A 13,990-nucleotide genomic window follows, 5' to 3' on the forward strand; every position below is an offset into this window, starting at 1 on the left:
GGCGGAGAGGGGAGGGGCGGAGAGGGGAGGGGAGGGTGGGGCGGGCTGTGTGTCGTCGTCAGGGGTGGTGGCCTGTTCTACGGGCTGCCGAGGTGATTGTCGTGCGGGCCTCGCGCTCGGACAGGCCGATGGTTAGGGCCGCCTTCACCAGGGGGTCCGCCAGGGCGGGGCCGATGCCGTCCTCGTAGGCGCGGCAGGCCGCCCAGAACAGGCGGGTGTTGCGCTGGCCCTCGTGCGCCGCGAGGACGAACTGGACCAGCCCCTGCCCATGACCGCCGGCCGCCGGGGGCGTGGGGTGGTGGGCGCGGGGCGGCGGCAGCAGGAGCCGCAGGAGGGTGGGCGGACATGTGGCGGGGGCGAGGTGTGCGGTACCCGGGGCGGCGGTGTACGTGCCGTGGTCCGTACGGGAGCCGGGGCCGACCAGGTAGCCGCCGGCGCCCCGGATGTCGATGCCGGGGGCGAGCCGGCTCGCGGAGTTGGGGACGACGACGTCCGGTGGGCCGCTGAGCCACAGGTGACGGCCGCCGCTGGGGGTCAGGACGACCACCGTGGCGGGAATCGTGAACAGGTGGCGCAGAGCCAGTTCGCGCAGAGCGGCGGAGGGGTCGGAACTGGTCTTCGTGTCCAGGTCGACGCCGATGAGGTGGTGCGGGGGCAGACCGCAGGCGATGCCGTAACCGGTGGCCCTGGGGGCGGCGGCGAACAGTTCGCGGATACGGGTGGGGTCGGTGGAGGCGTCGTGGACGCCGTGCCCCAAGCGGCCGCACTCGCTGCGGCAGCGCGTGGTGGGGCCGGGACCGGCGCCGGTTTCGTCGCGGTGTGGGGAACGCAGTGCGGGGAGTTTCGTCCGGGACAGCGGGATGACGGCCAGTCCGCGCTCGGCGGCTGACAGGGCGTGTGCGAGGGCCAACTTCGTGGCCTGCCGGTCGGTGGTGGCCATGCATCCATATTCGTACCTGTGTTCGAAAAAAGGAAGGAGGGAGCGGGGTGACGCGCCGGGGTTCGGGTGATGGGCAAGGAATGTGCCGAAACGCTTCACCTCTTGTGGGGCTTGGTGTGGAGGGCTCCTGCCGGGCAGAGGGAATGAATTGAGGGGCGGCCAGGGGTTTATCGACTTGTCCTCACGCTTGCGTGCGAATGATGGCTTCAGGGGTGGTTCACGGGGATTCGGTGGGCAATCCTGATCTTGCGACGTCGAGAACAGCCGGGGCGGTCGGCCAACTTCCCTGGTGACAGCCGTACATCGGGCACACGCGGTCATGAGCCGGTGCGTCCTTGGTTCTGGAGGAAACACAACATGGCAAGCATCCGTACCGCCCGCGTCATCGCCGCCGTCTCCGCCCTTCCGCTGGCGGCAGCCCTCTTCACCGGTGTAGCGGAGGCGGACAACGGCGCTTTCGCGGACAACGGTTCGAGCGCCACGGCTGCGAGTGCCACGGCGGGCGTGGTCGGCAGCGGCGTCGGCGGGGACAACTTCGGCAACTCGGCCACCACGCAGCAGCAGGCCGTCGGTTCCGGCGCCTCGAACCAGAGCAACACCGCCCAGGTCAACGGCTCCGCGTTCACGGCCGTCAATCAGGGCAACGACAACGTGGCGATCACCTTCAGCCCGCTGTGGTAGCGAGGTGAGGGGGCCGGCGGCCCTCTGACGGTGTGTGGGGCGTGCCTCGTGGGGTGCGAGGCGTGTGCGTGTCGGTGCTTCGGTACCGCAGGGCACACGCCTCGCGGGGCCGTGCTTGTTGATCGGGGTGGGGGGGCGACCGCTCTGTGTGTGTGTCTGCGGGGGGAGGGCTCGACGGGAGGTGAGATCTGACGGGCAGCCAGGAAATCTCATGGGGGGACACAGGGGGAGGCGTTATCCGTACGTCTACGGGCTGCCCCCTGAGACGTTCGGGCAGGTGGCCGTGGTCGACCGGAAGCAAGCGGCGACCAACCCGGCGACGTACTTCCACGGCCGGCCGATCAGCCTCGCCGACCATGCGGCCTCGCGGTGGATCGTCGAGCCGCTGCGGCTGCTGGACTGCTGCCAGGAGACGGACGGCGGGCAGGTGCTCGTCGTCACGTCGGTGGAGCGGGCCCGGGACCTGCTCGTCCGCCCGCCGTGGTGGCGGCAACCGCACAGGGAGCGGGGCGGTCACAGGAGTAGCGGACAGATGAGGGGGGAGGGGGTCGGTGTGGTGCCCGGAACGGGTGAGGCCCCGGGGTGCCAGTGTGTTTCCCCCAGGGGTGAACCCGCAGTGGCTCTCCACCGCTCCTCCACCCTCAGGAGGTGCAGCAGGCACTACCCCTACAACCTGAGAGGGACGTGGCTTCGGGACTTGTGGCCGATTTGCCGAACGCGTCCCGCTCATAGCGTTGAGCCATGACCACACCCGTCTGCACCAGCGCTTCGAACGCCGCTGCTCCAGTGACGCAGACTCTCCCGTACCCGTCGTTCTCGTCGTACATGAGGGCCCGCCAGCCGGTGCTCCTGCGTACCGCCCGGTCCCTGACCGGGAACCCGAGTGACGCGGAGGACCTGCTGCAGACCGCGCTCGCCAAGACGTACGTCGCCTGGGAGCGTATCGAGGACCACCGCGCGCTCGACGGCTATGTGCGCCGGGCACTGCTGAACACCCGGACGTCGCAGTGGCGCAAGCGCAAGGTGGACGAGTTTGCCTGCGGCGAGCTGCCCGAGCCGGACCCGGCGTCCGCCGCCGACCCGGCCGAGCAGCAGGCACTGCGCGACGCGATGTGGCGGGCGATCATGCGGCTGCCCACGCGACAGCGCGCCATGGTCGTCCTGCGGTACTACGAGGACCTCAGTGAAGTCCAGACGGCCGAGGTGCTCGGCGTATCGGTGGGTACGGTGAAGTCGGCCGTGTCGCGGGCGCTCGGCAAGCTGCGGGACGACGCTGAGCTGGGGCCTGTTCGACCCTGAACCGAAATGTCATTTCGCGATACGTGATCGATCATCCACTCCTCTAGTGACATACCGCGCGGTATGTGCGCAGAATCAGCACATCCGTTACCGCCGCGTAGGCAATGTCGCCCGGGAGGACACCGTGCTGAGCACGATGCAGGACGTACCGCTGCTGATCTCGAGGATCCTCACCCACGGGTCGACGATCCACGGTACGTCACAGGTGACCACCTGGACCGGCGACGGCGAGCCGCACCGCCGTTCCTACGCGGAGATCGGCGCCCGCGCGGCGCAGCTGGCGCACGCGCTGCGTGAAGACCTCGGGGTGTCCGGCGACGAGCGTGTGGCAACCCTCATGTGGAACAACGCCGAGCATGTCGAGGCGTACTTCGCGATCCCCTCCATGGGCGCGGTGCTCCACACTCTGAACCTTCGTCTCCCGGCCGAGCAGCTCGTGTGGATCGTCGGCCACGCCGCCGACCGGGTGGTCCTGGTCAACGGTTCGCTGATCCCGCTGCTCGCTCCCCTGCTGCCGCACCTGAAGTCGCTCGAGCACATCGTCGTGGCCGGCGCCGGGGACCGCTCCGCGCTGACCGATGCCGCGGCGCAGGCGCAGGTGCGGGTGCACGAGTACGAGGACCTGATCGCCGGGAGGCCGACCGCCTACGACTGGCCCGAGCTGGACGAGCGTGCCGCGGCCGCCATGTGCTACACCTCGGGTACGACCGGGGACCCCAAGGGCGTGGTCTACAGCCACCGTTCGATCTACCTGCACTCGATGCAGGTCAACATGACCCAGTCGATGGGCCTGACCGACGAGGACACCTCGCTGGTCGTGGTCCCCCAGTTCCACGTCAACGCCTGGGGTCTGCCGCACGCCACCTTCATGACCGGTGTCAACATGCTGATGCCGGACCGCTTCCTGCAGCCCGTGCCGCTCGCCGAGATGATCGAGGGCGAGCGGCCGACTCACGCCGCCGCCGTCCCCACCATCTGGCAGGGCCTGCTGGCCGAACTGCTGGCCAAGCCGCGCGACGTCTCCTCCCTCACCCAGGTCACCATCGGCGGCTCGGCCTGTCCGCCCTCCCTGATGGAGGCGTTCGACGAACTCGGCATGCGGGTCTGCCATGCCTGGGGCATGACGGAGACCTCCCCCCTCGGCACCATCGCTCGCCCGCCGGCCCACGCCGTGGGCACCGACGAGGAGCTCGCCTACCGCCTGACCCAGGGCCGCTTCCCGGCCGGTGTCGAGGCCCGGCTCACCGGCCCCGCCGGCGAACGGCTCCCCTGGGACGGCGAGTCCGCGGGCGAGCTGGAGGTGCGCGGCCCCTGGATCGCCGGCGCCTACTACAACGGCACCGACGCCGAACCCCTGCGCCCCGCCGACAAGTTCAGTGAGGACGGCTGGCTGAAGACCGGCGACGTCGGCACGATCTCCCCCGACGGCTTCCTCACCCTCACCGACCGGGCCAAGGACGTCATCAAGTCCGGCGGTGAGTGGATCTCCTCCGTCGAGCTGGAGAACGCGCTGATGTCCCACCCGGACGTCGCCGAGGCCGCCGTCGTCGCGGTCCCGGACGACAAGTGGGGCGAGCGCCCGCTGGCGACGGTCGTCCTCAAGGAGGGCGCGACCGCCGACTTCACCACCCTGCGCGAGTTCCTCGTCGGCGAGGGCAGGGTCGCCAAGTGGCAACTGCCCGAGCGCTGGACGGTGATCGAGTCGGTGCCGAAGACGAGCGTCGGCAAGTTCGACAAGAAGGTGCTGCGCAGGCAGTACGCCGAGGGCGCGCTGGACGTCACCCAGCTCTGACGCGCTCCGATGCCCCCGACACGCTGTGACGCACCCCGCGTACGCCGGTCATCAGGCCGATGTGCGCGGGGCCCCGTCGTGCGCCCGGAGGCGCGGTTCCTCTGGAACGGATGCGGCGCGGCTCAGTTGGTGCCGATGCGGGCCAGCAGGTCGACGATCCTGTCCTGCACCTCGTCGCTCGTGGAGCGCTCCGCGAGGAACAGCACCGTCTCGCCGGAGGCCAGCCGTGGCAGGTCCCCCTGGTCGACGGCGGCGGTGTAGACGACGAGCGGGGTGCGGGTGAGCTGCCCGTTCGCCCGCAGCCAGTCCACGATCCCGGCCTGCTGACGGCGTACCTGCATCAGGTCCATCACCACCAGGTTCGGCCGGAACTGCCCCGCGAGCGTCACCGCGTCCGCGTCGCCCGCGGCCCGCGCGACCTGCATCCCGCGCCGCTCCAGCGTTCCGGTCAGCGCGAGCGCGATCTCCGCGTGCTCCTCTATCAGCAGCACCCGCGGCGGGTGCTGCTCGCTGTCCCGTGGGGCGAGGGCCTTCAGCAGGACGGCGGGATCGGCGCCGTAGGCGGCATCGCGCGAGGCCTGCCCCAGTCCGGCCGTGACGAGCACCGGTACCTCGGCGGCCACCGCCGCCGTCCGCAGCGACTGGAGCGCCGTACGGGTGATCGGTCCGGTCAGTGGGTCCACGAACAGTGCGGCGGGGAACGCCGCGATCTGGGCGTCGACCTCCTCGCGCGAGTGCACGATCACCGGCCGGTAGCCGCGGTCGCTCAGTGCCTGCTGCGTGGCGACGTCCGGCGCGGGCCACACCAGCAGCCGGCGCGGGTTGTCCAAGGGCTCCGGCGGCAGCTCGTCGTCCATCGGCTGCGGACGCGGAGGGTCCGCCACCTCGACGGCCCCGCCCGGACCGTCCAGCGGCTCGGGTCCCTCGGCCGCGTCCGCGTCCGGCGCACCTATGGCGTACGAGCGCCCCGTGCCCTCGGTCGTCGGCGTGAGCCGCGACTGCCCCGGCTGACTCGACTGCCCCGGCTGACCGGCGGTCGAGTGCTGCGACTGAGACTGAGGCTGTGCCTGCGACGGGGGTTGCGGCTGGGGCTGCTGGGGCGGTGGTGTCTGTGTTGGCGCCTGGGGCCGCGCGGGTGTCTGGGCGCGGGCAGGGGCCTGGGTCGCTGCCTGGGCCTGCCGCTGGGTGGGGGCGGATCCGGTCGTTGCGTGCGGGTGCGCGCTCTGCTCCTGGCCCGCGGCCGGGTCGGGGCGCGTACCGAGCTTGCGGCGGCGGCCCGAGCCGCCCGGCTGATGCGGGGGAGGCGTGGCCGACGGCAGCGGTTGCTGGACCTGGGCGGCCTGCCGGGTGAACGGCACACCCTGCCCCAGCGTGCGCACGCTGAACGCACGCCCCTGGGTCGAGTTCGGGTCCACCGGAGCCACCGGAGCCACCGGGGCCACCGGAGCCACCGGAGCCACCGGAGCCACCGGAGCCACCGGGGCCACCGGAGCCACCGGGGCCACCGGAGCCACCGGAGCCACCGGAGCCACCGGGGCCACCGGAGCCGACGTTTCGACGGGGAGCGGCTGAGCGGCCCGTTGCGAGGGTACCGTCGCGTTCTCGGGAGGCAGCGGGGTGCCCGGCACGGGCATCGGCACAGGCATGCCGTTCGGCGGAACGGGAGCACCCTGCGGCGGTACGGGAGTTCCGGTGCCGGAAATGTCACCGGCGGCGGGCCACGGCGGCTGCGCGGACGGGGCGCCCTGGGGCGGAGTCCCCTGGCCGGGCACGGCCTCGGCGGGCAGCGGCTGGGCCACGGAAGCGGGCTGCTCCGCGACCGGAGCGACGGGCTGTGCCTGTGCAGCGGGCGGCAGCACCGCCGGCTGGGGCAACGGTTGCCCGGCGGAGGCCGGTTGGAGCTGATCGTGGGGTGCTGCTGCCGCCGCTGCCGGAACCTGTGCCTGAGGCAGCTGCCCCTGCCCGGTCATGCCCTGCGGCGGAACGGCCGACGGAAGGGCCGCTCCCTGCGGCGGTACGGGGGCACCGTTTGGGGTGGCCCCCGGCACAGGCGCCACTGGTACGGGAACCGGCTGGGCGGCGCCTCCGGCCGCACCCCCCGGGGCCTGGACCGGTGCTTGCACCCGGACTGGTGCCTGGACCTGAGCGGCCTGCGCCGGCGAAGGGACCGTACTCTGCTCGGCCTGCTGGGCGGCGGCCCGTCGGCGGCGGCCCGTCGGGGCGCTGGTGGGGTGCGGCTGCGGAGGGGTGTGATCGTCGGACTGGTCGTGCGGGACGGCGTCATGGCGCCCCCCGTCGGTCAGCGCGTCACCGGAGGCGGTCGATCCGGGCATCACCACGGGAGCCGAGCCCTGCACCGAGCCCTGTACCGAGCCCTGTGTCTGGCCCTGTCCGACCGCACCGACCGCCCCGATGGCCCCGATGGCCCCGATCGCCCCGGCCTGTTCCTCCTGGTCCGCCTCGGCGGGCGGCAGGGCGAACACCGTACGGGGCGCGGCTTCCTGCGCCGCCGCCCGCTCGGTGGCCGCCGCCAGCGCACGCCGGCGTCGCCCGGTCGCCTGAGTCTGCTGCCCTTGCTCCTGCGTCTGGCCCTGTTGTCCCGAAGCCTGATCCCGGCCCGGCCCCTGGGAGGCACCGGTCGTTCCGTTTTCGCTGTCGACCGCGGGCAGCGCGGGCGGCAGGGCGTGCTGCTCACCGGAAACCTGCCGGACACGCTGTCCCCCCGCCGGGACGGGTACGCCCTGCGGCGGTACGGTCCCGCCCAGCCCGGTATTCGAGGCGGCGGACCCCGCCGCGTACTCGGCGGCCGTGACAACGGCCCCCTCGGACACTCCGCCCCCGGCGCCGACCGCACCGGCGACCGCACCTGGGGCGGCAGGGGCTGCGGCCTCCGTGCCCTCGGCCGGCCGGCCGCGCCGCCGTCCGGTCCCGCCGGACACCGCCACCGCGTCCTCACCGGACGCCTGAGCCGGAAGCTGCGCGGGCTCCGCGACCGCCGCGGCAGCCGCGGCCGTCCGGCGCCTGCGCCGTCCGGTGGGCGCCGCGGGCTCCGTACCGGCGCCGGAACCGTCGTCCGGCCCCGGCACCTCGCTCTCCAGGAAGGCGTCCACCGAGGACCGGCGGGCCCTCCGCCGTCCGCCACCGGAACCCTGCTGACCGCCCGCGACAGCGGCAGCCCCCTCGGCCGGTACCACTCCTGGCACCGCTCCCGGCACCGGCGCCCCACCCGGTGCCTCGCCCGCCGGCACTCCGGCGGGCAACGCGAGCTGGGCAGTCGCCTGACCTGCGGCGACGGCACCCGCACCGGCCCCGATGGGCACCTCGAGGACGAACGCGCTGCCGCTCATTCCCGGCACCTCGTGTGTCTGCAGCACACCACCGTGCGCCCGTACGATCCCGCGCACGATCGGCTCGTGCACCGGATCGCCGCCGCTGTAGGGCCCGCGCACCTCGATCCGTACGACCTCGCCGCGCTGTGCCGCCGCTACCACGACCGTGTTGTCCAGGTAACCGCCCGCCGACACGGGAGTGCTGCCGGTGGAGTCGACGCCCGCGACATCCGCGACGAGATGCGCGAGGGCGGTGGCGAGCAGCCGCGAGTCGACCTCGGCCTCGATGGGCGGCGCATGCACGGCGAACTGAACCCGGCCCGGCCCGATGAGTTCCACGGCCCCGTCGACACCGGCGGCGACGACGGCGTCGAGCATCACCTTCGTACGAGTGATGCCGCCCGTCCCGGCGTCGAGCCGCTGGAAGCCGAGGACGTTGTCGATGAGGGTGGTGATCCGGGAGTAGCCGGCCGACAGGTGATGGAGCACCTGGTTGGCCTCGGGCCACAGCTGTCCGGCGTCGTCGGCGGCCAGCGCGGCAAGGTCGCGGCGCAGCTCCTCCAGCGGGCCCCTCAGCGACTGCCCGAGCAGGGTCAGCAGCTGCTCGTGCCGGCCGGCGAGGGCCTCGAAGCGGTCCTTCTCCCGCTCGCCGAGCGCGGCGTACCGTTCCTCGTTCGCGGCGAGTTCCTCGGTGTGCGCCTCGCGCAGTTCCTCCAGCTCGCGGACCTGCTCCTGGCGCAGGGCGGTGAGCTCGGAGGCGTGCTCCTCGGCGATCCGCTCCCGTTCCTCCGCGTGCTGCCGCTCGGTCTCTTCCTTCTCCTTGACGAGCGTGTCGTAGGGACGCCGGTCGGTGAAGGTCATGACGGCGCCGACGAGCTGGTCGCCGTCGCGTACCGGCGCGGTCGTCAGGTCGACCGACACCTTGTCGTTGCTCTTGGAGTACAGCACCTGGCCGCGCACCCGGTGCTTGCGCCCGGAGCGCAGGGTGTCGGCGAGCGGGGACTCGTCGTAGGGGAAGGGGGAGCCGTCGGCGCGCGAGTGGAGGATGAGGGTGTGCAGCTCTCGCCCGCCGAGGTCGCTGGCCCGGTAGCCCAGTATCTGGGCGGCGGCCGGGTTGACGAGGACGATCCGCCCGTCGGTGTCCGTCCCGACGACACCCTCGGCGGCGGCCCGCAGGATCATCTCGGTCTGCCGTTGCGAACGCGCCAGCTCGGCCTCGGTGTCCACGGTGCCGGACAGATCGCGTACGACGAGCATCAGCAGTTCGTCGCCGGTGTAGCCGTAAGTGTCGTAGGCCTGCTGACCGGTCTCCAGATTCGCACTGGTGACCTCGACCGGGAACTCGGTTCCATCGGTCCGCCGGGCGACCATCCGCGTCGGCTTGGTACGGGCCCGCGGGTCGATGTGGTCGGGCCGGCGCATGGAGCCGGGGATGAGCTTGGAGTCGAACTCCGGCAGCAGGTCGAGCAGCCCACGCCCCACCAGAGCGGTGCCCGGGGTCTCGAAGGCCTCGAGGGCGATGGTGTTGGCGTTGACGACCGTCCCGTTGGCGTTGACCAGCAACAAGGCGTCGGGGAGCGCGTCCAGTATGGCTGCGAGGCGAGCAGTGCCTCGGGATGGCCTGCTGCTCACGAGACGCTTCCTTCCTGTTTCGCGACGTGCCGACCGTTCGGGCCATCTTGCCAACCGGCCCTCAACGTGTCACCGGAGGGAGTCTAAGGGCTGGGGTTGCGCTCGCGACGCCGGATGAGACCGAGGTCGCACGTAACGTGACGGTGATGTGACGCGCCCACCGGCCCTCGCCGACCGTGGCCTGCCCTGCCACGGCCCGAACCGTTACGGGATCTCCACGCGGTCCCTGCCCCGCTCGGTCCGTCCCACTGTCTCGGTCGCACGCCCATACGTCCTTGGGGTGACGGCGAGGACGGGCCCGCCACGCGACCGTCGGAAAGACTTTGCTCTGCGGCCATCGCGCCTAGTACCGTGGGGGGCGATTGGTGACACCACGCACGGCTGTGTCATCATCGGCACGCACCACTTGAACCGCGCTCGCGTGCGGAAGGTTGTGCACGGAGGCGTCGCCTAGTCCGGTCTATGGCGCCGCACTGCTAATGCGGTTTGGGCCTTAAAGCCCATCGAGGGTTCAAATCCCTCCGCCTCCGCACCGATTACGAAGCCCCGGTCCACTCGGCCGGGGCTTCGTCGTATGCCCGGTCTTCTGTCGCAGTTTTCGCAGGTCACAAGGGGCGGGGCAAACGGATTTCACATGGCGGCGGCGGTCATGTAATGTTCTTCCTGTCGCCGCGAGCGAGCCCGCAGAGGGCCGGGAGCGGCGAGAAAACTGAAAAACAGGCACTCGTAGCTTAACGGATAGAGCATCTGACTACGGATCAGAAGGTTGCAGGTTCGAATCCTGCCGAGTGCACAGAGACAAGAGCCCCACTGGTTGATCCAGTGGGGCTCTTGCCGTGCGAGAAGAGGGCGGGCCGAGGTTCGATCGCCGAGGTTCGATCCTGTGGCTTCGGGTGAGTTCACTCCGACGGTGGAGCCCGCCCGGGACGGGATCGGGCGGGGTCGGGCGGGGTCAGGGTCTGTGGTGGTGGTCGGTTCGGCGGCGGAAAAACGCGGTGCGGAGCTGGCGGCTCAGGGCCGTGGCCGCCGCGGTGAGGAAGATGAAGGTGTAGAGGATCTGGAGCATGGTGACCAGGCGGGCCGTCTGGCCGTGCGGGGTGATGTCGCCGTAGCCGACGGTGGCGAGGGTGATCATCGTGAAGTACAGGGCGTCCAGGCGGGTGTCGAGGCCGATGAGTTCGCCGGGGCGTTGGGCCAGGGCCTGGTAGGTCGTGGCGAAGACCAGGATGGACAGGCTCATCAGCAGGGGGATGACCAGTCCGGGCCGGGCGTGCGGGTGGTCGAGGAGGACGTGGCTGATCTGCTGGAGCAGCAGGGCGGCGATGAGTGCCAGGGCCAGGACGAAGAGCGTCCAGCTCAGGGTCGGGCGTCGAGGGCCCAGGTCGTCGAGGGGGAGCAGGAAGTAGGCGGTGACCAGGACGGTCGCGGCGGCAGCCTGGGCGAGCCAGCGCCACAGGGTGCTCCGTGCCGTGGCCGTCTCGAGGGTGCGGCTGTTTTCCATGGGGGGTGGGGAGAGGGCCGGAGGGGAGGGGCGTTCCTAGGTTCGGGGCGCCGGTTCGCGGCGTGGTGAGCACAGGGCCCAGATGATGAAGCCGTCGATGACGATGAGAACGATCGACCAGAGCGGTGCGTAGGGCAGCCATACGAAGTGGGCGATCATGCTCAGTCCGGCCAGTACGACACCTGTGGCGCGGGCCCAGGCCGCTCCGCTGAAGAGGGCGAGTCCGGCCACCAGGACAAGGGCACCGAGGATCAGGTGGACCCAGCCCCAGCCGGTCAGGCTGAACGCGTAGGTGAAGTTGCGGGTGGTGACGAAGACGTCGTCATGGGCGATGGCGGAGATGCCTTCGAAGATCGCCATGATCCCGCCGAAGGTCATCAGCACCGCCGCCGCCGCGGTCCAGCCCGTCGCCCAGGCGCTGCGCGGCTCCCATTCGGTCCGGTGGTGCGTTCCGCTGACATTGCTCGCCATGTGCTCGCCCTTTCGGCTGCCCCGAGTGGTCCCCGAGCGGTGCGTCTCGCCATCCAGGTTTGCACCCCGGGGTGTGCTCGGCACCTCGGGTGCCGCGCCGCGCGCCTCGTCACTTGGTGCGGCCGTGTTCCTCGAGGTAGCCGGCCGTGAGGGCGTTCGCGCGGGTGGACCAGTCGCTCAGGACGGCGATCTCCTCGGGGCCGTGGTCGGCGAAGAGCGCGGTGAGCCGGGCCCCGCGGATGCCGGTGGCTCCGTGCGCTGAGGCTCCGTGCGGCCCGTTGCCAGTGGCGGCCCCTAGTCTCGTCAGAGATGGCACAGACGTGGAGATGCTCGGGGCTGCGGTGGTCGGCAAGCGGTCCCGTGCTGGCGTGGGACGGCGGGCGGCACAGCGCGCTGACCTGGGGGAAGCGGGTGGCCTTCGCGGTCGCGGAAGGGGGAGTGAGGACATGCGTGGGGGCACGGGGGCATGCGTGTCCGCTCGGCGCGGTGGTGCCGGGGCGAGGCACGGGAGCGCGGTGCGAGGAGTGCGCGTGGCTGGACCGGGCGCACTCCGTGGCCGCCGACACCCTCGCGGACGATCCGCGTCCGTACCGCGTATATCTGGCCTGGTTCGGTCCCGGGATGGTCAAGGTCGGGATCACCGGGGTGGCGCGGGGCCCGGCGCGGCTGCTGGAGCAGGGGGCGGTCTGCTTCAGCTGGCTGGGGGCCGGGCCGCTGATGGCGGCGCGGCGCACCGAGGAGCTGCTGCGCGCCGCACTCCGGGTGGCCGACAGGATTCCCTACGCGGACAAGCGGGTGGTACGCGCGGCACTTCCGGGCACGGGGGCCGAACGGGCTGCGGAGCTCGCGGAGGTGCACGGGCGGGCGGTCGCTCTGGCCGGGTGGCCGGAGTCGCTGGACCGTGAGGTGTTCCGGCCCGTCGACCATGTCGAGGTGTTCGGGCTGGCGGGGGCACCGGCCGCCTTCGGGGAAGTGAGCGAGCTGGTTCCCGGGGGCGTGGTGAGCGGGGAACTGGTGGCCGCCGCCGGGCCGGATCTTCATCTGGCGACGAAGGGCGGCGTGGTGGTGCTGGATACGCGGTTCCTCCTCGGGTGGGGGCTGGTTCCGGCGGAGGGCAGGAATTTCGACGTGCCGGTCAAGGCGCTCAAGGCGCTCAGGGGGGCCGGGGAGGGGGTGGGAGTGCAGGACGGCTTGTTCTGATCCGGTTCGCGGTCATCCGGTGGGCGGTCATCGGGTGGGCGGGCATTTGGTTCGCGGGGGCCTGGGTGACCCGGGCGGTGGGCCGTCCGGTGCGTCGGCCCGTCCTGGCGGCAGGGGGTGGACCGGGAGCCGGGTCACGGGTGATCGTGGCGGCATGAGTGATCACCTCACGGCATCCGCCCGTGCCGAGGCCGCTGACGTGCGGCGCTTCTGGGAGGGGCTCGGACTTCCCGGGCTCGTCGACGTACACACGCACTTCATGCCGGAGCGGGTGCTGCGCAAGGTATGGGCCTACTTCGACGCGCTCGGGCCACTGACCGGCGGGGTCGAGTGGCCGATCGCCTACCGGCAGGAGGAGAGCGAACGGGCCGAGCTGTTGCGGGAGTTCGGGGTGCGTGCCTTCACTGCCATGCTCTATCCGCACAAGCCCGGCATGGCGCGGTGGCTGAACGGCTGGGCGGTCGACTTCGCCCGTCGTACGCCCGGCTGCCTGCACACCTCGACGCTGTTCCCCGAACCCGGGGCCGAGAGCCTGGTCAGGGACGCCGTCGAAGCGGGGGCACGGGTCTTCAAGGCGCATGTGCAGGTGGGGGCGTACGACCCGGCCGACGCGTTGCTCGACGGTGCCTGGGGCGTGCTCGCCGAGGCGGGCGTCCCGGTGGTGATCCACTGCGGTTCCGGGCCCGCGCCCGGTACGTACACCGGCCCCGAGCCGATCGCGCGGGTGCTGGCCCGGCATCCCCGGCTGCGTCTGATCGTGGCGCACCTCGGGATGCCCGAGTACGAGGACTTCCTCGACCTCGCCGAGCGCTGCACGGAGGTGCGGCTGGACACCACGATGGCGTTCACCGACTTCGCCGAGCGCATGGCGCCGTTCCCCCGGCGGGCCCTGCCCCGGCTTGCCGACCTCGGCGACCGGATCCTGCTCGGCACGGACTTCCCCAACATCCCGTACCCGTACCTCCATCAGCTCCACGCCCTGGAGCGGCTCGGGCTCGGGTCCGCATGGCTGCGGGCGGTGTGCCACGACAACGCGGCCGGACTCTTCGGCCTGCGGGAGAACGAAAGCGGAAGCGAAAGCAGCACCGTCGGCTGACAAGAGGGCCAGGGAGGTGGAGGAGCGGCCCGAGGATTTCTCAGGGAAA

The 13,990-nt window shown here is 71.7% G+C and carries 9 protein-coding genes, 2 tRNA genes and 1 pseudogene; 8 read left to right on the forward strand and 4 right to left on the reverse strand.

The window, feature by feature from the left end:
* Positions 1-58 precede the first annotated feature (58 nt).
* Complete coding sequence (locus ACFP2V_RS09490) at positions 59-940, reverse strand: bifunctional DNA primase/polymerase (protein ID WP_381208408.1); 882 nt, start codon at positions 938-940, stop codon at positions 59-61.
* 357 nt (positions 941-1,297) lie between these two features.
* Between ACFP2V_RS09490 and ACFP2V_RS09495 the strand changes: the two genes are divergently transcribed.
* From ACFP2V_RS09495 to ACFP2V_RS09510, 4 genes and pseudogenes are all read left to right on the forward strand, one after another.
* Positions 1,298-1,621, forward strand: a complete 324-nt coding sequence (locus tag ACFP2V_RS09495; protein WP_381208411.1) for a hypothetical protein — start codon at positions 1,298-1,300, stop codon at positions 1,619-1,621.
* A gap of 229 nt (positions 1,622-1,850) precedes the next feature.
* Positions 1,851-2,143: pseudogene (locus ACFP2V_RS09500) on the forward strand (lipid-transfer protein); the annotation flags it as partial.
* A gap of 219 nt (positions 2,144-2,362) precedes the next feature.
* Positions 2,363-2,920, forward strand: a complete 558-nt coding sequence (locus tag ACFP2V_RS09505; protein WP_381208414.1) for a SigE family RNA polymerase sigma factor — start codon at positions 2,363-2,365, stop codon at positions 2,918-2,920.
* A gap of 124 nt (positions 2,921-3,044) precedes the next feature.
* A complete protein-coding gene (locus ACFP2V_RS09510) occupies positions 3,045-4,712 on the forward strand; it encodes a long-chain fatty acid--CoA ligase (protein ID WP_381208416.1) in 1,668 nt (555 codons plus the stop codon).
* A gap of 122 nt (positions 4,713-4,834) precedes the next feature.
* On the opposite strand, the gene ACFP2V_RS09515 is transcribed toward ACFP2V_RS09510, so the two are convergent.
* Entirely contained in the window at positions 4,835-9,673 is a 4,839-nt protein-coding gene (locus ACFP2V_RS09515) for a PAS domain-containing protein (protein ID WP_381208417.1), read from the reverse strand.
* 439 nt (positions 9,674-10,112) lie between these two features.
* Here ACFP2V_RS09515 and ACFP2V_RS09520 point away from each other — a divergent pair.
* Both ACFP2V_RS09520 and ACFP2V_RS09525 read left to right on the forward strand, forming a co-directional pair.
* Positions 10,113-10,203, forward strand: a tRNA-Ser gene (locus ACFP2V_RS09520).
* A 190-nt stretch (positions 10,204-10,393) separates the two neighbouring features.
* Positions 10,394-10,466 (forward strand) — tRNA-Arg (locus ACFP2V_RS09525).
* A 159-nt stretch (positions 10,467-10,625) separates the two neighbouring features.
* Here ACFP2V_RS09525 and ACFP2V_RS09530 read toward each other — a convergent pair.
* Both ACFP2V_RS09530 and ACFP2V_RS09535 read right to left on the reverse strand, forming a co-directional pair.
* Positions 10,626-11,174 carry a potassium channel family protein gene (locus ACFP2V_RS09530; protein ID WP_381208420.1) on the reverse strand — a complete coding sequence of 183 codons (549 nt, stop codon included), beginning with the start codon at positions 11,172-11,174 and terminating at the stop codon, positions 10,626-10,628.
* A gap of 36 nt (positions 11,175-11,210) precedes the next feature.
* Positions 11,211-11,645: a DUF7144 family membrane protein gene (locus ACFP2V_RS09535; RefSeq protein ID WP_381208423.1), complete on the reverse strand. Its 435-nt coding sequence runs from the start codon at positions 11,643-11,645 to the stop codon at positions 11,211-11,213.
* A 309-nt stretch (positions 11,646-11,954) separates the two neighbouring features.
* On the opposite strand from ACFP2V_RS09535, the gene ACFP2V_RS09540 reads away from it, so the two are divergent.
* Positions 11,955-12,845 carry a DUF2797 domain-containing protein gene (locus ACFP2V_RS09540; RefSeq protein WP_381208426.1) on the forward strand — a complete coding sequence of 297 codons (891 nt, stop codon included), beginning with the start codon at positions 11,955-11,957 and terminating at the stop codon, positions 12,843-12,845.
* 154 nt (positions 12,846-12,999) lie between these two features.
* The gene (locus ACFP2V_RS09545; RefSeq protein ID WP_381208429.1) at positions 13,000-13,941 is read left to right on the forward strand and encodes an amidohydrolase family protein; all 942 of its coding nucleotides are present in this window, start codon (positions 13,000-13,002) and stop codon (positions 13,939-13,941) included.
* Positions 13,942-13,990: the final 49 nt, after the last annotated feature.

This window comes from Streptomyces incanus (assembly GCF_042656345.1).
GTDB classification, from domain to species: domain Bacteria; phylum Actinomycetota; class Actinomycetes; order Streptomycetales; family Streptomycetaceae; genus Streptomyces; species Streptomyces incanus.